This is a genomic window from Metabacillus flavus (assembly GCF_018283675.1).
Taxonomy (GTDB): Bacteria; Bacillota; Bacilli; order Bacillales; family Bacillaceae; genus Metabacillus_B; species Metabacillus_B flavus.
The window spans coordinates 2,305,044-2,325,452 of record NZ_JAGVRK010000001.1; the positions used below are offsets into that span (position 1 = coordinate 2,305,044).

Sequence of the window (20,409 nt, forward strand, 5' to 3'; positions counted from 1 at the left end):
GCCCCTTTTATGATTATGCATATGAATGAAGACCCGCAATGACCATGTTCACAAAAATCAGATTAAACATGATGATGGCAAAACCAATAACAGCAAGCCACGCTGATTTTTCTCCATGCCAGCCCCTTGATAAACGCAAATGAAGGTAAGCCGCATAAAACAGCCATGTTATTAAAGCCCAAACCTCTTTGGGATCCCATCCCCAAAAACGGTTCCAGGCAAGCTGGGCCCAAATCATAGCAAATATGAGCGCACCAAGCGTAAACACCGGGAATCCAATGGTTACAGAACGGTAGCCAATCTCATCTGTTAAATCAAGATTGACTTTTCTCGTTAAGGGCTGAAGAACAGCTGATATTCTTTTCCTCGCAATCAGCCTGAATAATCCATAAAGGATGATACCGGCAAGCAAAGACCACAACACAGTATTGAATTTACTTCCATCGATGATGGCAGGCAATGAAAACAGCGGCTTCATGGCCCCTTCTGCAGCAAGCTTCCATTCATTCGGACCAGCAATTGCCGGCAAATGGTACACCATTGTATCTGCCTGGCCCCGCTTGTCTATCCATGAAAATTCAGTTTCATAGTCAGCGAGACGGAAGCCGGTTGTAATCAATATGTAGCCTAGAGTCATAATAAGAATAAACATGATAGCTTCCAGCCAGAATGTCTTCTTTGACGGCTTTGACTGGTCTACATTTTTCAAAAGATAGATTAGACCGGCAATAAAACTTAGCGCTAAAATAGCCTGGCCAAGAGCAGCCGTTGTAACGTGAATGTGCAGCCACTGGCTCTGCAGGGCAGGAATAAGCGGAGTGACATAGGACGGAAACATGCTCCCGTATGCGATAATTAAAAGGACAATCGGGAGAGTAAACAATCCAAGAATAGAAACCTTATACATAAAATAGATAATGATAAAGGCTAAAACAAGCATCATTCCAAAAAAAGTGGTGAACTCATACATGTTGCTGACAGGCGCATGGCCTGAAGCAATCCACCGGGTAATAAAGAAACCCAATTGAGAAGCAAATCCTGTGATGGTAACCGCCACTGCTGCTTTGGCCCATCGATTCGGCCCCGCTGCTGTCCGGCGTTTATCCCTTATGGAACCGCCGAAAAGAAAGGTTCCTGCAAGATATAAAATGAAAGCCGCAAATAAAAAGCCACTGCTAATTTCCGCCAATTCCAACCCCTCCGCTTCGTATCTCGCTATTTTTTTGATCCCAAGGTGCCGGGAAGGACGTTCCTTCGACTGCATCCTCAATTTCTTTTTTCAGGGTGTACCAGTTTTTATTCGTGTGTCCTGCCACTAAAATCATGCCATTTTCTCTCTTGAACCAAATCCGGCGGTGGTTCCAGTACATTCCCTGACATACCCCGATCATAAAGATCAAACCGCCCAGAGCGATAACCCATATGGTTAAATCTTTTTTAACCGTAAGCAACGATTGGCTTATCGTCTTGACACCCGCAAATTTCATCGCCATCTTGTTTTCGCCGTTTGGCTCCAAATTCATCTGAATTCCGACGAAGCTTACTTCTCCATCAGGTTTTTCTGGGGATATCATATTAAATACAAAAGCCGGATTGATTGGTGCCCGGGATTTTGTGTCCGGTCTTCCTTCCTCATTCATATAGAAATCCGGGAGGTAGGTGAGGACCTCGACTTTGTGTCCTTTCCCGAGGTCATATTCTGACTTAGGTTCATCAAGGTCCACTGTAATTGGCCCAAACGTTTCCTTTGAATCTTTGTTTAATAGATTAAATTTCAATTCCTTTAATGCTCCTGTAGAGTAGCTGTTTTGATATAAACCAAAAGATTCAAACTGAAGCGGATGATTCACTTTTATTGCATCCCGCTTTACTTCCTTCAGCTCTGGTTTCTCACCGGGAAGCGCATTACCGACTCGTTCATAAAGCACGGCATCTGTTTGAAAATTTTTCGCCACATTTCCCTCACCTGCTTCATTAATGGCTTCCTGGAATACAGCTTTTTCTTTACCGGATTCGTACGTTTCAATCGTAAATTTTTCATTCTTCAGAAAATACTTTCCATCTGTTCCGGGGATGGCTGCAACCTGACCTTCTCTCAGCCACATGTTTTCATCTACATACATTCCGGGTACAAACCTCAGCATCGCACCAATTAAGACAATAATCAGTCCCACATGATTTACATAGGGGCCCCATCTGGAGAAGCGTCCCTTTTCAGCCATCAGATTCCCGTTCTCGGTTAAGACCCTATAGCGTTTTTTCTCCAGCTTTTCTTTCACGATTTGCAGATCATTATCTTTATCAAGAACCCGTTCACCGTATAAGCGCTGTCTTCTCAAAAAAGCCGTGTTTTTCGTGATTCCCTGCACATTGAGCGTCCGGTAAAGAGGAATCACCCGATCAAGACTTGCTACGACTAATGAGATTCCAAGACAAGCAATAAGGGTAATGTACCACCATGAGCCGTAAAGATTATGAAAGCCAAGCATGTAGTAGATTTCTCCCGGCACGCCAAATTCGTCTTTGTAATAGTCTTCCGGAAGTACATTGGAAGGTATATACTCCACTTGAGTGAAAATCGTTCCTACAGCCGAAGCCGCCAGAGTAAGAATAATCAGCCAAACTCCTACCTTAACTGATGAAAAAAAGTTCCACACTTTATCAATCCATGTTTTCCTGTATGTTTGAGACCGCCTCGCGCTGCCATCATACCTCATATCAAGCAGAGGCCCGGAATCGGTGACCGGATTCTCGTAATCTGCCAGCTGCTTTCCGCAGGACTCACATAGCAGGGTCCCGGGAGGATTAATGTGTCCGCACTCGCACTTCAATTCTTCCATGTGCATGACTCCCTATCTAAGGTTTGATAGATTCCATCATATCTCTTATATTACGTTCTGTTTGCTGACCTTTTACAATATTGGTAACCTTTCCAGTTTTATCAATCAGAAACGTTGTCGGCAGCGGTTTAACTCCGTATTCATCAAGAATCTGCCTGTCCTTATCAATGCCTATAGGGAAAGTCAATCCATACTGCTTCGCAAAGCTGTTTACAGCAACGTCTGACTCCGCTATATTCACGGCAATAATTTCAACCCCTAAATTCTTATAATGATCATATTGGTTATCCATATAGGGCATCTCTCTCTTGCACGGCTCGCACCACGTCCCCCAAAAATTCAAAAGAACTCCCTTGCCGCGGTATTCAGATAGCTGATGGCGCTCACCCTCAAGATCTGTAACGACAAAATCCGGCGCCTCACTCCCTACCTTCACTCTCTCTTTATTAGCAAAAAAATTGGAGTACAGCGTATAAGCCAAAGCCGCAGCCAGCACAAAGAGAATCGCACTTCTCACAACAAGCCTCTTTCTTTTCTCCATAAAAACTCCCCTATTATGTATCCATTTCCTCTTATTATATCATTACGTAAACGCTCTCAAAATCTTTTGTTTGAAGGTTGTGTGAAATTAAGAAAAGCGGAGGCGGCTGTTTAGCCTTGAGAGACGGTGGAGCTTCTGACCGAAGGGCGCTCTTTGCCCTGACCGAAGAAGCGAAGCGGCCGAAAGGCTAGCCGCCGGAGCTAGACACCGAAACTAAGTCCAAAGCAGTTCTCAAAAACCCCTCTACTTTACGCACGCAGCCTGCTTCCAATTAGAAAACTGTTTTTGCTTTCCGCAATCCTTCCGGAGGATGAGCGGCTTATGACCTCGAGGGGCTAGCCGCTGGAGCCGGAAGATAAGAAAAGCGGAGGGCGCTTGCTCAGCAGTGAGAGACGGTGGAGCTTCTGACCGAGAGGCGTTCTTTGCCTCGACCGAAGAAGCGAAGGCCGAACGGCTAGCGCCCGGAGCTGGACACCATGAAAAGCGGAGGGCGCTTGCTTAGCCCTGAGAGACGGTGGAGCTTCTGACTGAGAGACGCCAAGTAAAGATGTTCTGCTAAAAGCGCGACGTCCTGTCACAACGCAGAACTGACCTGCATTGTGCAGGCCCACGACCGAAAAAGTGAATTGGCTGAACAGCTAGCGGGTGTAGAAAACCGGAGAGAGCTTTTTCGCTTTATGGACCGAAGTCATCTTTTTAATTACAACAACACAAAAATACTAAATAATACAGCCAAAACAATTCGATAATAAGCAAATGGCGTTAATCCAATTTTACCCAGAACTTTTAAAAAAGTGAAAACTGCAATTATTGCTACGATAAACGAAGTTATAAACCCTGCAGCAAATAGGGGAATATCTGCAGAGCTTAAATTTCCCCAGTTTTTCACCAAGTCAAGAGAGGTCGCCCCTGCCATTAAGGGGATAGCGATTAAAAAAGAAAATTCTGAGGCTGTTTTATAATTGGCTTTCGAAAGCAGTCCGCCTGAAATCGTCGAACCCGCCCTTGAAAATCCCGGGCAGACGGCTAAACACTGAAACAGACCTATTGTAATTGCCTGCTTATAAGTAAGTTCGTCTAAATTGGTACTGATCGGTTCCGGTCTCTTTTTTTCTGCAAAAATCATGAGAATAGCTCCTGCAACCAGTCCTACTACCACTACTTCAGGCTGGAACAGAGACTTTATTTGTTTATAAAAGACTAGACCAACGATCAAAGCAGGTAAAATGCCTAACAAAACATGAAGGGCATTGAATTTCTTTTCCTTTCTTAACAGCGGCTGGATATTAAACAAAGAAAGCAGCCGCTTCCAATACAATACTGCGATAGCAAGAATCGCTCCGAACTGAATAAATACCTCAAAAGTGGTTGCCCGCACTCCCTCAAAGCCTAATAAATGTCCGGTCAATATTAAATGTCCGGTCGAGGAAATCGGCAGAAACTCGGCCATACCCTCTACGAAGCCCATGATCATTCCTATAAATATATCGCTCATAATGATCTCCTTTTGGCTGAATCCAATTATTCGCCTTATCAAATCGCAGAAATATAAAGGATCCAAAAAACCCTCTATTTCTATCTATATACTAAAATAGAAATTTTTTCAAATAAATCCAACAAAAAAACAGCACCGTTTGAAATAACGGTGCTGCCGCTGATTTTCTTTTAAAAACCAACTTTCCCTGTCTCAGCTAGAGCACGGAGCTGTTTCACTTCATGCGGAGTAAGCTCTCTTGAGTCGCCAGTACTCAAGCCCTTTAGATCAAGGAAGGCATATGTTTCTCTTTTTAGCTTAGTCACTGGGTGACCCATTGCTTCAAACATGCGGCGCACTTGGTGGTTGCGCCCTTCATGAATGGTAATTTCTACAATGCTTGTTTCCTTCTTTTTATCAAGGGACAGCATTTTAACTTTTGCCGGAGCGGTCATTCCATCCTCGAGCGTAACGCCCTTTTCCATTGTTTTCAAAATCCCTCTTGGCGGAATTCCCTGTACTTTCGCTACATACGTTTTATCAATTTCATAACGCGGATGCATTAAAAGGTTCGCGAATTCTCCGTCATTTGTCAGCAAAATCAGACCGGACGTGTCATAATCCAATCGGCCGACCGGGTAGATCCTTTCCTGAATATACGGAAAGAAATCTGTAACGATTTTTCTGTTTTTATCATCCTGCGCTGCAGAGATTACGCCTCTTGGTTTATATAAAAGAAGATAGACGGGTGCTTCCTTTTGCAAAGGAACTCCATTCACTTCAACCCTGTCGTTTCCTGATACTTTAATTCCAAGTTCTCTTACGGTTTTTCCATTAACGGTCACTCTGCCGTCTAATATTAGCTGCTCCGCATTTCTTCTTGATGCAATTCCCGCGTGAGCAATCACTTTTTGCAATCGTTCCATACTATTCACCTCTTTGTACATCTTACTTGTTTCCCGTCCATTAAACAAGCACGCAAAGAGACAAAAATAAGCCCTGCTTCTTCAGCTGGGCTAAAATTATGGAAATAGGAGCGACACCACTACAATGGAGGCGATTACACCAATAAGGTCTGCAAGAAGACCTACTTTTAGAGCGTCTCCCATTTTCCTGATTCCCACCGCTCCAAAATAGACCGTTAAGATATACAGTGTCGTATCTGTGCTTCCCTGCATCACTGCGGCCAATCTTCCAATGTAAGAATCCGGACCGTTGCTTGATATTAAATCAGTTGTCAAACCGAGGGCAGCTGTGCCAGAAATAGGACGGATAAAAGCAAGCGGTACAATATCGGAAGGAACGCCGATTAGAGATAGAGCCGGTTTAATTAGATCCAATGTAAAATCAAGGGCCCCTGATGCTCTGAAAATCGTAATCGCCGTGAGCATTCCAACGAGAAACGGGATAATGGAGAAGGAAATTTCAATCCCCTCTTTTCCGCCTTCAACAAATGCTTCATATGTCTGAACCTTTTTGAATGTACCATATATAAGGATAAAGGCAATAATCAACGGAATAAGCCATAAGGACAGGATGCTGATCCACTCCATCAGGCTCCCCCTTTCCGCTTTCGTTTATGGTAAAAATACCGGTCAATCAGCAAAGCTCCGATTGCGGATATTATGGTAGCCATCAGCGTTGGCATAACGATGTCGGCGGGGTTTGCAGAGCCATAGGTTATTCTTACCGCTATCACCGTAGTCGGAATGAGAGTAATACTCGATGTGTTAACCGCTAAGAACGTAATCATGGACCGGCTTGCCGTGTCTTTTCCATCATTCAGTTTTTTCAGTTCCTCCATCGCTTTTATTCCGAGCGGAGTTGCGGCATTTCCAAGCCCAAACATATTCGCCATCGTATTGGAGAGGATGTACCCCATTGCCGGATGATCGGGCGGGACTTCAGGAAAAATCTTTTTAACCACCGGTCTGCACAGTTTCCCAAGCGCCTCCAGAAGGCCCGCTTTTTCAGCAATCCGCATAAGCCCCAGCCAGAATACGAGGACACTGATTAAGCCAAAAGCGATCGTCACCGCATTTTTGGCTCCTTGAAAAATGGCTGCATTCACGAGATCCATCGTCCCATTAAACAAAGCGTATACAATTCCAATGACAATCATGCCCACCCATATATAATTAACCATCCGTATTAGCCCCTGCCAGAGCGAAGAATAGGCGCTTGACGGACTCCCAGAGAGAAGCTTCCGGCTTTCTTGTATGTCCATTTTCATAATAGACCGGGACGTTCAGGACAGGTTCATCTTTTACAAAAACTTTCATAAGCCCTACAACGGAAGGAACCTTATCCGGGTCCTTCCAAGATTTTTGAGGTTTTTGCAGACTCACTTCTGTCCGGATCGAATCCTTCTCTTCATTAGTAAGCGGATAATACACGTCCCGTTGAATAAAGGCTTTATTTTGATAAAAGGTGTCATTCAGTGATCCTAAATCACCTTTAGGCTTTATTTTATATAAATCATAATGGTCAAAGCCATATTCATACATGCCGATATGATCGTTCCAGTCGTCCCCGGCATTGATGGTAACCGCAATCAGATCCAATCCATCCTTAGAGGCTGTAGTGACAAGGGTCCGCTTCGCCCGCTTTGTGTAGCCTGTTTTCCCTCCAGTACAATATTGGTATAGGCTTGTCAGCAGTTTGTTTTTGTTTTTCCAGACCCTGTCCCATTTCTCCTCCGGGTTTGGCGATTTATGTACCTTGGTCCCGGAAATTTCTTTAAAATCAGGATTGTTCATGGCATATCTCATAAGCAGCGCCATATCATAAGCAGTCGAAAAGTGATTTTCATGATCATCCAATCCATGAGGATTCGCAAATTCTGAATTAGACATGCCGATTTCTTCCGCTTTTTGATTCATTTTATATACAAAACCCTCCAGGCTCCCGCCTACGTGCTCTGCAATTGCAACAGCCGCATCGTTTCCTGATCTCAGCATTAATCCATATACAAGCTCGCGGAGTTTTATTTTCTCGCCAGCCTGCAAATATACAGAGGAACCTTCGGTGTAGACCGCCCTGGAACTGATGGTCACTTCCTCATCCAGCTTTCCGGATTCGATGGCAAGAATCGCCGTCATGATTTTTGTAATGCTCGCTATTCTCAGCTTCTCATTTTCATTTTTGGATAAAAGGACTCTGCCGGTCGCCTGCTCTATGAGAATCGCGCTTTTGGCGCTGACATTTGCCTCTTTAGACACTTCAGCTCGTGCAAATCCTGGAATCATCACTGTCAAAATAAAAACAGCGGCTATTATTTTTTTCATTCCTTTCATCTGCCTCCACGTCCCTTGTCCTTATTTGTACAAGTTTATGCGGAGGTAGATGACTTATGACATTGAAAGTTCAGCCTGAAATAAGGACCAAGGGCAAGACTTCCTGAATGGGAGGATGCATACGGAAGAAAACGGGTCCAAAAAAAAAAACAGCCCATCACAGGCTGCTCATCTCGATTGCATCATTTTAGTCCGGTAATCTGTTTCATAATATTCCAATTCTTCCCGTGTTTGCTGGAACTGACTTTCAAGTTCGGCAACCAGCTGTTTGACTGAAAGAGGAACCGGCTGTCTGAACTTAATGGAATTCTTTCCGGTATAGGCGGAACGGCTGTCTTCATACCACACATCATGCTTGGGCTGGAAAAATTCCTCGATGCACTGGTGATATACCCTGTACAGAATTTTCTCGGCCGCTGCTTTGCGGAACGGTTCGGTTTGCGTAATGATGCTGCATGCCTCAAGCCCCTCTTCACAGAATACAGTCAGGCGGCGGAAATTACTTAGCAATTCTTCATAAAAAAGACGGTCTCCAGGCTCTTCTTCAAGCATTGAATCGGTGGTTACCGAATTTAAATGCTTGGAAAGTCCGAAAACCACTGTTTTTAGAAAATCGGCTGTTTGCTCCGTTTGCAATTTTACCATTGAATTACCCAATTCTATCCACTTCCTCTCAAAGCATTCATTTTAAGCAGGCTGTCTCTGTAATCATACATATCTCATTTCTTCATGTTTCATGCTTAGTTTGCATGAAAAACTCTATATTTCTATTTATGTATACCCTGTTTGAACTAGATTAGACAAACTTACATGTTCTTCCCTTTAATAGTAACATATTTTCTGACTATTTAATCGCTTATTTAAGCTCTTCCATGGTTTGACTGAACTTTTCGAAAAACAGATCTGCTTCCTCCTGTACATTTTCATCACCGTCTTCCGGTAGAGGAGGAAGATCTTGAATGGAATTTAATCCAAAGTACTCTAAAAAATCCCCTGTGGTGCCATACAGTATGGCTCTTCCTGTACCTTCCGCTCTTCCCACTTCTTTAATAAGAGCCTTTGACACTAAGGTTTGAAGAGGCCTCTCTGTTTTTACTCCGCGTACTTCCTCGATTTCCACTCTGGTAAGCGGCTGTTTGTAAGCGACAATTGCAAGAGTTTCTAATGCAGCCTGAGAAAGCGATTGGCTCCCGGGCGTTTCTACTAATTTTTTCAGGTACGGGGCATGCTCTTTTTTAGTAGTCAGCTGATAGACACCAGCCACTTCTGCTATCTCAATTCCCCTCTCTTCCTTGTTGTACTCTTGCAGAAGATCTTCCATAATATCCTTTACAATGAGTTCTTCAACCTCTAATACGTTCATAAGCTGTTTAACGGACAGCCCTTCGTCTCCTGCAGCAAAGAGCAGTGCTTCTACGATGGATTTCCACTGGATGATTCCTGTCAATTGCTTTTTCCACTCCCTGTAATATATAAATCTGAAAAGTTTCCTTCCTGTTCGATCACAATAAGCTGAGATTTCATCAGCTCTAATACGGCTAAAAACGTCACAACCAGATATTCCTTTGAATCGTCAGGGAATAATTCCATGAAGTTTCGGCGTCCGGGTCTGGTTTTTAAATCATCAAGAATCTCATTCATCCGTCTTTCAATCGGTATTTCCTGTCTGGAAATCTTTGTTTGAAGCGGTTTTTGAAGCTTCTTTCTTCTTAGAACCTTCTGAAAAGCACTCAGCATATCGTAAACGGAAATATCAAGAGGTGTTCTTTCAGGAGAGGTTTCCTGTGCGAACTCGCTTAAATCGCTTGGCGGCTTTGTGTAAACAAGCGCTCTCTCCTCTTCACGGGTTTTCAGTTCGATGGCTGCTTCTTTATATTTTCTGTAATCAATGAGCCTTCTCATCAGCTCATCACGGGGATCCTCTTCAAGTTCCAGACCGAATTCCTCATCAAAAAGCTCTTCCTCCTGTTTAGGCAAAAGCATTTTGCTTTTAATGGAAAGAAGAGTTGCAGCCATGACAAGATACTCTGAGGCAACATCCAGCTCAAGCTCTTTCATTGTGTGTATATAGAGCAGATACTGCTCCGTGATTTGGGAAACGGGTATATCATATATGTCAATTTCCAGTCTGTTAATTAAGTGCAAAAGAAGATCCAGCGGCCCTTCAAACGCATCTATTTTCACTTGATATTCCAAATTAAATCTCACCAACATCCTTCTTTAAACTGCGCTATCCCTTAGTATAGAACAATCCAACTTATTGTCCAACATTAAATTAACCGGAATCGCAAAATGATATTTTTCTATAAACCGGGCGAACGCCCAGACAATTGAGTCATCCGCACATATGATACGAAGGAAAAGAGCATGATTTTGAAGGAGGAAATTAAAAATGGGTGATAAAGGATTCGGATACGGCGGCGGCTTTGCATTAATCGTTGTGCTTTTCATTTTGCTTATTATTGTTGGAGCGGCTTGGCTGTACTAATAAATATTCGGAAAGCGCCCAGCAGGCGCTTTCTTTTGTTTTAAAGGAAATCTGATCTATGGTACAATTTTGGCAATCAGAAACCGGGGTGATGGCAATGTATCCTAAAGCCTACATAGAGTATCTCGTTCATTTTCACGGAGACAGAGACTATTTTGAATGTCATGAGCTGCTGGAGGAATATTGGAAAGAAGCACCAGCTTTAGAAAGGGATCCCGTCTGGGTCAGCCTCATTCAGATCGCTGTCAGCCTTTATCATCATAGAAGAGGAAACTTTAGAGGGGCGGAACGGCTGCTTGCGAATTCCATTCGCTTCATTCGCACAAACCCTGGAGCCATGAAGGATCTTGGCTTACAGGAAGACACGCTTGCAGATCTTCTTAATGAAAGGCTCTCGGATATTCAAAAGGGCGTACCTTACAAGAGCATCCACTTGCCAATTTCAGATTTGAAGCTTGAGCATGAATGCAAAGCTCTGTCAGAAGCGAAAAATATGGAGTGGCAGTCGTTAAGTGATTTAAAAGATCAAGGAATGATTAATCGGCACAAGCTCCGTGACCGCTCTGACGTCATTGCAGAAAGGTTAAACCAGCTCGCCGAGAAACAAAAAACACGCAGAGGATTAGAATAAGTGTACAAAAAAAGCAGAGGAGTAGACCCTCTGCTTTTTACGATTCTTCCTGACCGGTCTCCCGGCATTTTTCAAAAAATGATTGAGTATGTTCATTCGGAACAATCGTCTTATTCTTATAGACGTCTTTAAGTGCCAAGACCATCTTTTTACCGATTCCCTGCTGCCGATAGGAAGGATTCACACTTACATGCTGAATTTCCACTTCGTCATTTTCTTTTAAATGAACACCAAGTGCACCGATAATGTCCTCTTCTTCTTTCCATAAAAACAGCTGCCAGTCTTTCTCTGTTTCATAGCTTTTTATGGTTTGCTGAAGAGTCTTCAGTTCTTTTTCAGCTGGCATGAAAGATAATAATCCCATGGCAATCTTTTCAAAGCTTTTCTTAAAGCGAATTAGCATAAGTACCCCTCGATTAGCGAAATGGCTCTGCATGCAGAGCGATAATAGCAATTTTGGAAATCTTATAATGAATGTATAATTGAGTCACTCCAAGTAACATTATATACAGAATTCCCGCTATTTTAAACACTTTTCGCCAATTTTATTCGAATGACTTAAGAAGATTGGCCATTTCGATTGCTGAAACCGCTGCTTCCCAGCCTTTATTTCCCGCTTTTGTTCCGGCACGCTCAATGGCCTGTTCGATTGTTTCGGTCGTTAACACTCCGAATATTACAGGGATGCCGCTCGATGCAGAAGCATTAGCCACGCCTTTCGCTGCTTCGCTGCATACATAATCATAATGGCTTGTGGATCCGCGGATTACGGTTCCAAGCGTAATGACCGCATCATATTTGCCTGACTCCGCCATTTTTTTAGCAATAAGCGGCAGTTCAAAAGCTCCCGGCACCCAGGCTATTTCCACATTTTCGTCCTCCGCTCCATGGCGCTTCAATGCATCCTGTGCCCCGCCTAATAGCTTGCTCGTTATAAATTCATTAAATCTGCCAACTACGATCCCTACTTTTAATCCAGTTGCTACTAGGTTGCCTTCATAAATCTTTGTCATATTACTCATCCTCCCGGTTTAATTAAAAGTTCAGCAAGTGCCCTAATTTATGGTGCTTTGTTTTTAGGTAGTTCTCATTCTCTTTTCTATGCGGCATTTGAATCGGCACCCGGTCGGCAATTTTCATCCCATACCCTTCCAGGCCTTTGATTTTCTTCGGATTGTTTGTTAAAAGACGCAATTCTTTCAAACCGAGATCCTTTAGAATTTGGGCTCCAATCCCGTAATCGCGCAAATCTGCTCCAAATCCGAGCTTTTCATTCGCTTCGACTGTATCATAGCCCTCTTCCTGCAATTTATAGGCTCTCATTTTATTGAGAAGGCCAATTCCTCTGCCCTCCTGCCGCATATACAGCAGAACTCCGCTGCCTTCTTTTTCAATTTGGGCAAGAGCTGCATGCAGCTGAGGTCCGCAGTCGCAGCGGTAGGAGCCGAACACATCTCCCGTGAGACATTCTGAGTGCACCCGCACCAGAACAGGTTTTTCAGGATCAATGGTCCCCTTCACTAGGGCTACATGCTCTTTTCCATCCAGTACACTTGAATAGCCGATTGCTTTAAAGCTGCCGAATTCGGTAGGCAAATTGATTTCAATCTCTCTGTGGATGAGCTGATCTGTTCGGTTTCTGTATAAAATAAGATCCTCAATAGAAATAATTTTCAAATCCATTTTTTCAGCCAGTTTTTCTAGCTCCGGCAAGCGGGCCATCGTCCCGTCTTCACTCATAATTTCACATATGACTCCGACAGGTTCGGAACCGCAGAGCTTTGCCAAATCGACGGCCGCCTCTGTATGACCAGCTCTTCTAAGTACACCGCCCTCTTTTGCAATAAGCGGGAAGACATGTCCCGGCCGTTTAAAATCATGCCCTTGGGCTTCCCGGTTTAAAAACGCCCTGATGGTTTCTGAACGTTCAAAGGCACTGATTCCTGTAGTCGTTGTTTTATAATCAACACTAACGGTAAAAGCCGTGCCATGGGGATCGGTATTTCGCTCGACCATTGGTTTTAAGTTCAATTTTTCAGCCCGGTCTTCAGTCATCGGCGTGCAAATCAAACCTTTTCCATATGTAGCCATTAAATTTATTACCTCAGGTGTGGCCATTTCACCAAGCGCTACAAAATCCCCTTCATTTTCGCGATCCTCGTCATCTACTACAATGACCGGCTTCCCTAATTTCAAATCGTGAAGTGCTTCTTCAATTGAATGAAACATCCATCATGCCTCCAGTCCAGTTAACAGTTATTTAAACCCATGCATTTCAAGAAAGCTTTCAGAGATCGGAGCTTTAGAAGAATCAGGCTTGGAAGCAGACATGAATTTTCTTACATATTTCCCGATAATATCGCACTCCACATTCACCATATCCCCTGTCTCTTTGCTTCCAAGGACCGTTTCAGAAAGAGTATGCGGGATAATCGAAACCTTCACCTTTCCGTCTTCCAGACCAAAAATCGTTAAACTGATGCCATCAATGGCTATCGAACCTTTCATAACCAGTGTGTCTGTAATATCTGAGGCTGTGCCAATCTCGAAGTAAATTGCGTTTTGATCCTGTTTTTTCGAGAGAATAACGCCCGTTCCGTCAATATGGCCGCTTACCATATGCCCGCCAAACCTTCCGTTTGCTCCCATAGCTCTCTCAAGATTCACCGGTGTCCCTTTTTTCCACTGATGGATACTTGATGCTTTGACGGTTTCCGGCATCACATCCACAGTAAAATCATTTTTCGTGAACTGCGTGACTGTCAGACAGACTCCGTTGACAGAAATACTGTCCCCGAGCTTAACATCCGTAAGAACGAGAGAAGCTCTAATGGTGTATGACATCATTTTCCCGCCTGAAGCAATCCGTTCTACGGTTCCAAGTTCTTCTACAATACCGGTAAACATCTATTCTCCCTCCTTCCGTATTGCCGTGATTTTTATATCCTTCCCCAAAACCGCGGTTTCCTGAAATTCAAGATCGATTGCATCCTTCATCCATTCAAATCCGGGGCCGCCGGAAATGGAAAGACTCTCTCTTCCCCCGAGCAGCTTGGGTGCGATATATAAAACCATTTCGTTAAAGCAGCCTTCCTTAATAAAGGAACCATGTATTTCCGAACCGCCTTCAGCCAGAATGGACGTAATTCCCCGGGCTCCAAGCTCTCTTAGGATGTCTTCTAATGAATGCATCCGTGGCAGAGAAATAATGACAGCCCCTAGATCTTCAAGTGCGGACACACGCCCAGGATCAGCCTGCTCAGACGCAACGATCCATGTTTCCGCTTGTCCGTCCGTCACTGCTTGTGAATTCAGAGGGGTCTTCAATTCCCTGTCAAGAATAATTCGGATGGGCTGTTTCTTTGGGTTTTTCAACCGGCATGTCAGACTGGGGTTATCGAAAAGAACCGTGTTGACACCTACTAAAACCGCATCATGCATTTCCCGATAGCGGTGAACATCTTCTCTTGCAAGTTCGCCTGTGATCCATTTGCTGTCCATCGACTTGGATGCTGTTTTCCCATCCAATGTGGATGCTGCTTTTAAGGTGACATATGGTGTTCCAGTCCTTATGTAATGGAAGAAAAATTTGTTCAAACTTAACGCCTCTTTTTCCAAAACGCCTTTCGTTACCTCAATGCCAGCAGCTTTAAGAAGGGCTATCCCGTTTCCTGCCACCAGAGGATTTGGGTCCTGGCTAGCGATCACAGCCCTTTTAATCCCGGACTCGATGAGAAGCTCAGCACAAGGAGGTGTTTTCCCATAATGGCTGCAGGGCTCCAGCGTGACATAAATTTCAGCCCCTCTCGCTTTTTCACCCGCCATTTGGATGGCATGAACTTCTGCATGCGCTTCTCCAGCTTTTAAGTGCGCACCCATACCGACTACGCATCCATCTTTAACGATAACAGCGCCAACAGCTGGATTTGGAGAGGTCTGGCCAATACCCTGCTGAGCAAGTTCCAAAGCAAGCCGCATAAACGATTCATCCTGCATGCTTGTATCCCCCCTTTATAAACATAATAAAAAGCCCCGAAACGAATTTCGGGGCTGGAATAGTCACGAAGGCATATCAAATAAGAGTAAGGAAACTCCATATTTTCAGAATTTACAATACCCGTCGCTGAAATAGCACGTTCGATCCTTCTCCCATCCAGACTTTAACTGTCGGCTCCAGAATCTCACTGGATCCACCGCTGGCATGCGCCACCGGGTCACGGACTTTGAAGCATTGCGCTTCATCACCGCCGGTAGGGAATTCCACCCTGCCCCGAAGGATAATCATAGTATTTAATTGTCTTGAAGCTATTTTAGCCTTTAAAAAGAATTTTTGCAATTGTAAAGCAGATATGAAAAGAAGGGATTCAGCTGTTTTCATGGAATAGTTAATTTTGAAAGGAAGTGGCATGCTTGATAAAAGCTATTTTTTTTGATTTGGATAATACCCTTCTGAACCGAGATGCCTCCGTTGAAAGGTTTATAGAAAATCAATATTACCGGCTTATTCAATACCTGGCGAAAATTCCGATCGATCATTATTGTAAAAGATTCATTGAATTGGACGCAGGCGGGTATATGTGGAAAGACAAGGTTTATCAGCAGCTCGTTAAAGAATTTGATATCGAGTTAATTTCATGGGAAGCGCTTCTTAACGATTATGTGGAATTTTTCCACTTTAGCTGTGTGCCGTTTTGTAATCTTCATTCTTTGCTGCGTTCATTGTCTGCCTATTCACTTGGAATCATTTCAAATGGTCACGGAGCGTTTCAGCTGCGGAATATTCATGCGCTAGGGATCGAGGAGTATTTAGAGGTCATTTTACTTTCAGAGTGGGAAGGCGTAAGAAAACCTGATCCGGAAATTTTCAATAGAGGATTAGAGAAATTGCATGTTTTACCAGAAGAGAGTATTTTTATTGGAGATCATATCGAGAACGATGTGAAAGCTGCCCGGGAAGCAGGCATGAAAACGATGTGGAAGAGAAACGGCAGAAACGGGGATGGTTCGGCTGATTATGCAATTGATGTTCTGGATGAAATTCCAAATCTGGTGGAAAAGCTAAGCGGAAAACTCAAATCCAGCAGATAACCAGAAGAGATATTGAACCGGCAGGCTGCTTTAGAACGTATATCGACCATGATTTTGATATATCGGCTATTAATTTCATTTATCGGCTATTAATTTCATTTATCGGCTATTTTTCAAATATATCGACCGAAATTTTGAAATATCGACCTTTCGACAAAGCCTGCTCCCAATATAAAAATAGAGAGGCAAACAGCCCTCTCTCTTACTTACTGATAAATGCTTGAGTCCAGTAGTTTCCGTCCTTCACATAACCGACTCCGATATGAGTATAGGAAGAATTCAGGATATTGGCTCTATGACCTGAACTGTTCATCCACGCTGTCATCACGGCCTGAGCACTTGTCTGGCCCTGTGCAATGTTCTCTCCAGCTGTCTTATATTTGATACCGAAGGTTTTCATCATATTAAAAGGAGTTCCGAATGTGGGGCTGTTGTGGTCAAAATAATGGCGGTCGTGCATATCCTGAGATTTATATTTTGCTACTCTTGCTAACTCCCAATCAACCGCAAGAGGCTTTAACCCTGCCTTCGCTCTCTCTTTGTTAACCAGGGAAACAACTTCTGCCTCAGTTGATGCCTCAACATTAGCAGGAATATTGATCTTTTGGCCAGCTGTGATCTGGTCCGGGTTTTTCAGCTGAGGATTGGCCTGAACCAATTCAGATACACCTGTTTTTGTTTTAGCTGCTATTTTCCAAAGACTATCCCCTTTTACCACGGTGTATGTACTTGCTGCAGAGGCGGCTGCAGGCAAAATTAAGGATAATGCCAAAGCAGATGGAATCAATTTCTTTAACACGATATTTCCCCCTGAATATGTATTTAGTTTTTTGTAACCCAGCTGATTACTCTTATAATTTAATTACATTCCAACGCCTCTATCAATCATCAATAATTGGTAAAAAGGCAAAAAAAAAAGAGAGGCCAGCAGCCCCTCCCTGTTGAAATATTACGCTTCGAACACTTCTACTTTTTCCATTTTGTCACCATTTTTCATGGCTTTCGCAGCCGCAACGTTTGATGTTACTTTACCGAAAACCGTGTGAACCCCGTTTAGATGAGGCTGTGGCTCATGTACAATGAAAAACTGGCTTCCGCCTGTGTTTTTTCCAGCATGTGCCATCGACAGGCTTCCCTCTTCGTGCTTATGCGGATTCCCTTCAGTTTCGCAATCAATGCTGTATCCAGGGCCGCCGGCACCGGTTCCAGTAGGATCTCCTCCTTGTGAAACAAAACCAGGGATTACACGGTGAAATGTAACACCGTTATAAAATCCTTCGTTCGCCAATTTTTCAAAATTAGCTACTGTATTAGGTGCTTCTGCAGGGAAAAGATCGAACTCGATTTTTTCTCCGTTTTCCATTTGTATGTATCCTTTTTTAGCCATTGTAATCTCTCCTTTAGAGTTAATCAGCCATATTATAGCACAAAAGAAGAATGACATAAAAAGTGACGATTTTTCTCCAAGTGAAACTTTCTTCTCCCTCACTCCGTCTAACGCTTTTGAAGTCCCTTATCCCGCCGGAAAATAGACTTTGGAAAAAAATATGCTATGACGTCCAAATGAAAACGGCTATAATGGTGTGGTGACCCGCAAGATCTTTTTACCTTTAAAGGAGGGTATTTACTTGAAGAAAGTATTTGCAGCGATGCTTGCCGCGTGCATGATCGCCGTTCCCCAGATCGGACTGGCAGATGCCGCTGTCGGGGATGTTATTGTTACGCTTGGAGAAAATCTTACTCCGGAGCAAAAACAAACCGTATTGCAGGATTTAAATGCACCAGAAGATGCCCAGACAGTTACGGTTTCAAACAAAGAAGAACATAAATATCTTGGCCAATATATTCCGAAAAGCCAAATTGGAACAAAAGCTCTCTCCTCTTCATCCATTACGATTGAAAAGGCAGGCTCTGGTCTTGAAGTAAAAACGAAAAACATTAATGTCATTACAGATGAAATGTATTTGAACGCACTAATGACAGCTGGTGTAAAGGATGCCAATGTTCAGGTTACTGCACCAATTGAAGTATCCGGAACCGCTGCTTTGACAGGTTTGATTAAAGCTTATGAAGTAAGCTCAGATGAAGTTATCCCTGAAGATGTTAAGCAAGTAGCAAACGAAGAACTGGTCACAACTTCAGAACTTGGCCAAAAACATGGCCAGGAAAACGCTTCTGCTCTTATGGCGAAGGTGAAAGAAGAAGTAGCAAAAAACGGCGTGCCGGCAAATGATGAAGAGCTGCGCACGATGATTGAAAATGCAGCAAAAGAACTTGGAATTACCTTAACCGAAGAAGAAATCAACAGCCTGATTTCATTGTTTAATAAAATGAAAGATGCCAATATTGATTGGAATCAGGTAAGCCAGCAGCTGGATCAGGCGAAAGAAAAGATTACGAAATTCCTTGATTCTGAGGAAGGTAAAAATTTTATCGACCAAGTTATTCAATTTTTCGCTGCCTTGTGGAACGCCATTGTCTCGATTTTCACCGGCGGACAGCAAAACGCATAATAAACGGAAGAAACCCCCAGGCAAACCACTGCCTGGGGGATTTCTTTGCTTATTTATTATCGAAAACCCAATATTTATTATCGATAATCTATAATCTGACAAATTTTGTCACATCCAATTACCTTACCTTCGCTGACAGCGGAAGGTCAAGCTTCAGCAGATCCTCAAACGATTCTCTTCTGATAACAAGCTGAGCTTCTCCATTCTCTACAAAAACGACTGGCGGTCTGGCAATCCGGTTGTAATTATTCGCCATTGAATATCCGTAAGCCCCCGTGCAGAAAACAGCCAGCAGATCCCCCGCCGAGGTTTCAGGAAGTTCGATATCCCATAAAAGCATGTCACCGCTTTCGCAGCATTTGCCTGCTATGGAAACTTCTTTCGAACAGGCGTCATTCATTCGGTTTGCAAGGGCAGCTTCATATTTTGCCTGATACAGAGCCGGGCGGATGTTATCACTCATTCCGCCATCTACTGCAATGTATTCGCGGATGTTTGGAACTTCCTTCCTTGAGCCGATGGTGTACAAAGTAGTACCGGCATCCCCTACAAGCGAACGGCCAGGCTCAATCCATATTTCCGGAATTTCCATCTCAAGAAGCTTGGACTGTGCTTTTACCGCTTGAATCATTTGTTCAACATAAGAAGCAGGATGAAGAGGCTCGTCTTCTGAGGTATAGCGGATTCCAAAGCCTCCGCCGAGGTTTACAACCGATGGGACGAAGCCAAAAGATCCCTTCCACTCTTTTATTTTCTTGAAAATCTTTTCTGCAGCGAGGACAAACCCTGCCCCATCAAAGATTTGAGACCCAATATGGCAGTGAACGCCCAAAAGGTTAAAGCTTGAATCGGCAAGCACAATTTCCATTGCACGCTCAATCTGCCCGTTCTGCAGGTCAAAACCGAATTTGGAATCCTCCTGCCCTGTTGTTATGTAATCGTGAGTGTGGGCTTCAACTCCAGGAGTGACACGGAGCAGGACAGAAACCGTCTGCTTGTTAACCTTTGCAAGTTCTGCTATGAGATGGATTTCATAGAAGTTGTCGACCACGATGCAGCCAATGCCTGCCTCCATCGCCATTTTGAGCTCTTCTTCACTCTTATTGTTCCCGTGGAAATGAATTTTTTCCGGAGAAAAACCTGCTCGTAAAGCTGTATAAAGTTCTCCTGCAGATACAACATCCAGGGAAAGGCCTTCTTCCTGTACAAGCTGAAACATAGCAACAGATGAGAATGCCTTACTGGCATATGCTACCTGAGCTTTGACGTTTTCATTCTCAAAAGCCTGTTTAAATTGGCGGGCGCGCTTGCGGATCAGTTCCACATCGTACACATATACAGGCGTACCGTATTGCTCGGCAATTGCGACTGTGTCGACTCCGCCGATTTCGAGATGACCCAAATTGTTAATTTTGCTCGTACCGTGTAGATACACCGTTCATTCCCTCTTTCTATCTGCAATAAAGTGAATCCCTCATCATTGTCATTCCCAGCCTGTCATTTCTTTTTTATAGTCCTGAGGCGGGGACGGTTATGCC

The 20,409-nt window shown here is 43.6% G+C and carries 23 protein-coding genes and 1 riboswitch; of the genes, 4 read left to right on the forward strand and 19 right to left on the reverse strand.

Annotated features, from left to right (window positions below):
• Positions 1-13: 13 nt before the first annotated feature.
• The 11 genes from ccsB to J9317_RS11900 form a co-directional block, all read right to left on the reverse strand.
• Complete coding sequence (ccsB, locus tag J9317_RS11850; protein ID WP_211558853.1) at positions 14-1,189, reverse strand: c-type cytochrome biogenesis protein CcsB; 1,176 nt, start codon at positions 1,187-1,189, stop codon at positions 14-16.
• The gene (resB, locus tag J9317_RS11855) at positions 1,176-2,840 is read right to left on the reverse strand and encodes a cytochrome c biogenesis protein ResB (RefSeq protein ID WP_211558855.1); all 1,665 of its coding nucleotides are present in this window, start codon (positions 2,838-2,840) and stop codon (positions 1,176-1,178) included. Before resB ends, ccsB begins: the two co-directional genes overlap by 14 nt.
• Positions 2,841-2,856: 16 nt before the next feature.
• Positions 2,857-3,381, reverse strand: a complete 525-nt coding sequence (resA, locus tag J9317_RS11860; RefSeq protein ID WP_211558857.1) for a thiol-disulfide oxidoreductase ResA — start codon at positions 3,379-3,381, stop codon at positions 2,857-2,859.
• A 700-nt stretch (positions 3,382-4,081) separates the two neighbouring features.
• A complete protein-coding gene (gene bacA, locus J9317_RS11865; RefSeq protein WP_211558859.1) occupies positions 4,082-4,876 on the reverse strand; it encodes an undecaprenyl-diphosphate phosphatase in 795 nt (264 codons plus the stop codon).
• Between the two features lie 170 nt (positions 4,877-5,046).
• A complete protein-coding gene (locus J9317_RS11870; RefSeq protein WP_211558861.1) occupies positions 5,047-5,781 on the reverse strand; it encodes a pseudouridine synthase in 735 nt (244 codons plus the stop codon).
• 96 nt (positions 5,782-5,877) lie between these two features.
• Positions 5,878-6,408: a spore maturation protein gene (locus J9317_RS11875; RefSeq protein ID WP_211558863.1), complete on the reverse strand. Its 531-nt coding sequence runs from the start codon at positions 6,406-6,408 to the stop codon at positions 5,878-5,880.
• The gene (locus J9317_RS11880) at positions 6,408-7,001 is read right to left on the reverse strand and encodes a nucleoside recognition domain-containing protein (RefSeq protein WP_211558865.1); all 594 of its coding nucleotides are present in this window, start codon (positions 6,999-7,001) and stop codon (positions 6,408-6,410) included. The genes J9317_RS11875 and J9317_RS11880 overlap by 1 nt, the downstream gene beginning before the upstream one ends.
• Positions 6,994-8,151, reverse strand: a complete 1,158-nt coding sequence (locus J9317_RS11885; protein ID WP_211558867.1) for a D-alanyl-D-alanine carboxypeptidase family protein — start codon at positions 8,149-8,151, stop codon at positions 6,994-6,996. The genes J9317_RS11880 and J9317_RS11885 overlap by 8 nt, the downstream gene beginning before the upstream one ends.
• Before the next feature lie 168 nt (positions 8,152-8,319).
• Entirely contained in the window at positions 8,320-8,808 is a 489-nt protein-coding gene (locus J9317_RS11890; protein WP_211558869.1) for a YpuI family protein, read from the reverse strand.
• Between the two features lie 199 nt (positions 8,809-9,007).
• Complete coding sequence (scpB, locus tag J9317_RS11895) at positions 9,008-9,598, reverse strand: SMC-Scp complex subunit ScpB (RefSeq protein ID WP_249292144.1); 591 nt, start codon at positions 9,596-9,598, stop codon at positions 9,008-9,010.
• On the reverse strand, positions 9,595-10,347 hold the full coding sequence (locus J9317_RS11900) for a segregation/condensation protein A (RefSeq protein ID WP_431190703.1): 753 nt from the start codon (positions 10,345-10,347) through the stop codon (positions 9,595-9,597). Before J9317_RS11900 ends, scpB begins: the two co-directional genes overlap by 4 nt.
• 196 nt (positions 10,348-10,543) lie before the next feature.
• Between J9317_RS11900 and J9317_RS11905 the strand changes: the two genes are divergently transcribed.
• The gene (locus tag J9317_RS11905; protein ID WP_211558873.1) at positions 10,544-10,639 is read left to right on the forward strand and encodes a YjcZ family sporulation protein; all 96 of its coding nucleotides are present in this window, start codon (positions 10,544-10,546) and stop codon (positions 10,637-10,639) included.
• Positions 10,640-10,736: 97 nt separating this feature from the next.
• Positions 10,737-11,270, forward strand: coding sequence for a DUF309 domain-containing protein (locus tag J9317_RS11910; RefSeq protein ID WP_211562323.1), 534 nt, complete (start codon positions 10,737-10,739; stop codon positions 11,268-11,270).
• A 37-nt stretch (positions 11,271-11,307) separates the two neighbouring features.
• Here J9317_RS11910 and J9317_RS11915 read toward each other — a convergent pair whose 3' ends face one another.
• The 5 genes from J9317_RS11915 to ribD all read right to left on the reverse strand — a co-directional run bounded on the left by J9317_RS11915 (position 11,308) and on the right by ribD (position 15,266).
• Complete coding sequence (locus J9317_RS11915; RefSeq protein WP_211558875.1) at positions 11,308-11,673, reverse strand: GNAT family N-acetyltransferase; 366 nt, start codon at positions 11,671-11,673, stop codon at positions 11,308-11,310.
• Positions 11,674-11,815: 142 nt separating this feature from the next.
• Entirely contained in the window at positions 11,816-12,283 is a 468-nt protein-coding gene (gene ribH, locus J9317_RS11920; protein WP_211558877.1) for a 6,7-dimethyl-8-ribityllumazine synthase, read from the reverse strand.
• 22 nt (positions 12,284-12,305) lie between these two features.
• Entirely contained in the window at positions 12,306-13,499 is a 1,194-nt protein-coding gene (locus J9317_RS11925) for a bifunctional 3,4-dihydroxy-2-butanone-4-phosphate synthase/GTP cyclohydrolase II (RefSeq protein WP_211558878.1), read from the reverse strand.
• A gap of 27 nt (positions 13,500-13,526) precedes the next feature.
• Positions 13,527-14,177 (reverse strand): riboflavin synthase, encoded by a 651-nt coding sequence (ribE, locus tag J9317_RS11930; protein ID WP_211558880.1) that lies wholly within the window; start codon positions 14,175-14,177, stop codon positions 13,527-13,529.
• Entirely contained in the window at positions 14,178-15,266 is a 1,089-nt protein-coding gene (ribD, locus tag J9317_RS11935; protein ID WP_211558882.1) for a bifunctional diaminohydroxyphosphoribosylaminopyrimidine deaminase/5-amino-6-(5-phosphoribosylamino)uracil reductase RibD, read from the reverse strand.
• A 141-nt stretch (positions 15,267-15,407) separates the two neighbouring features.
• A riboswitch (FMN riboswitch) is annotated at positions 15,408-15,552 on the reverse strand.
• A 128-nt stretch (positions 15,553-15,680) separates the two neighbouring features.
• Here ribD and J9317_RS11940 point away from each other — a divergent pair.
• On the forward strand, positions 15,681-16,358 hold the full coding sequence (locus tag J9317_RS11940) for an HAD family hydrolase (RefSeq protein ID WP_211558884.1): 678 nt from the start codon (positions 15,681-15,683) through the stop codon (positions 16,356-16,358).
• A gap of 202 nt (positions 16,359-16,560) precedes the next feature.
• Here J9317_RS11940 and J9317_RS11945 read toward each other — a convergent pair whose 3' ends face one another.
• Both J9317_RS11945 and J9317_RS11950 read right to left on the reverse strand, forming a co-directional pair.
• Positions 16,561-17,157 carry a CAP domain-containing protein gene (locus tag J9317_RS11945; RefSeq protein WP_211558886.1) on the reverse strand — a complete coding sequence of 199 codons (597 nt, stop codon included), beginning with the start codon at positions 17,155-17,157 and terminating at the stop codon, positions 16,561-16,563.
• A 150-nt stretch (positions 17,158-17,307) separates the two neighbouring features.
• Positions 17,308-17,745 (reverse strand): peptidylprolyl isomerase, encoded by a 438-nt coding sequence (locus tag J9317_RS11950; RefSeq protein WP_035411225.1) that lies wholly within the window; start codon positions 17,743-17,745, stop codon positions 17,308-17,310.
• A gap of 241 nt (positions 17,746-17,986) precedes the next feature.
• On the opposite strand from J9317_RS11950, the gene J9317_RS11955 reads away from it, so the two are divergent.
• Positions 17,987-18,871, forward strand: coding sequence for a DUF1002 domain-containing protein (locus tag J9317_RS11955; protein ID WP_249292146.1), 885 nt, complete (start codon positions 17,987-17,989; stop codon positions 18,869-18,871).
• Positions 18,872-18,989: 118 nt separating this feature from the next.
• Here J9317_RS11955 and lysA read toward each other — a convergent pair whose 3' ends face one another.
• On the reverse strand, positions 18,990-20,306 hold the full coding sequence (lysA, locus tag J9317_RS11960) for a diaminopimelate decarboxylase (RefSeq protein WP_211558888.1): 1,317 nt from the start codon (positions 20,304-20,306) through the stop codon (positions 18,990-18,992).
• Positions 20,307-20,409 lie beyond the last annotated feature (103 nt).

Coding starts and splice junctions, on each gene's coding strand:
- J9317_RS11910 (WP_211562323.1), top strand. CDS start 10,737: ATGTATCCTAAAGCCTACATAGAGTATCTCGTTCATTTTCACGGAGAC.
- resA (WP_211558857.1), bottom strand. CDS start 3,381: ATGGAGAAAAGAAAGAGGCTTGTTGTGAGAAGTGCGATTCTCTTTGTG.
- J9317_RS11905 (WP_211558873.1), top strand. CDS start 10,544: ATGGGTGATAAAGGATTCGGATACGGCGGCGGCTTTGCATTAATCGTT.
- ribD (WP_211558882.1), bottom strand. CDS start 15,266: ATGCAGGATGAATCGTTTATGCGGCTTGCTTTGGAACTTGCTCAGCAG.
- J9317_RS11885 (WP_211558867.1), bottom strand. CDS start 8,151: ATGAAAGGAATGAAAAAAATAATAGCCGCTGTTTTTATTTTGACAGTG.
- J9317_RS11880 (WP_211558865.1), bottom strand. CDS start 7,001: ATGGTTAATTATATATGGGTGGGCATGATTGTCATTGGAATTGTATAC.
- J9317_RS11875 (WP_211558863.1), bottom strand. CDS start 6,408: ATGGAGTGGATCAGCATCCTGTCCTTATGGCTTATTCCGTTGATTATT.
- resB (WP_211558855.1), bottom strand. CDS start 2,840: ATGGAAGAATTGAAGTGCGAGTGCGGACACATTAATCCTCCCGGGACC.
- ribH (WP_211558877.1), bottom strand. CDS start 12,283: ATGACAAAGATTTATGAAGGCAACCTAGTAGCAACTGGATTAAAAGTA.
- J9317_RS11925 (WP_211558878.1), bottom strand. CDS start 13,499: ATGTTTCATTCAATTGAAGAAGCACTTCACGATTTGAAATTAGGGAAG.
- bacA (WP_211558859.1), bottom strand. CDS start 4,876: ATGAGCGATATATTTATAGGAATGATCATGGGCTTCGTAGAGGGTATG.
- J9317_RS11950 (WP_035411225.1), bottom strand. CDS start 17,745: ATGGCTAAAAAAGGATACATACAAATGGAAAACGGAGAAAAAATCGAG.
- J9317_RS11915 (WP_211558875.1), bottom strand. CDS start 11,673: ATGCTAATTCGCTTTAAGAAAAGCTTTGAAAAGATTGCCATGGGATTA.
- J9317_RS11870 (WP_211558861.1), bottom strand. CDS start 5,781: ATGGAACGATTGCAAAAAGTGATTGCTCACGCGGGAATTGCATCAAGA.
- ribE (WP_211558880.1), bottom strand. CDS start 14,177: ATGTTTACCGGTATTGTAGAAGAACTTGGAACCGTAGAACGGATTGCT.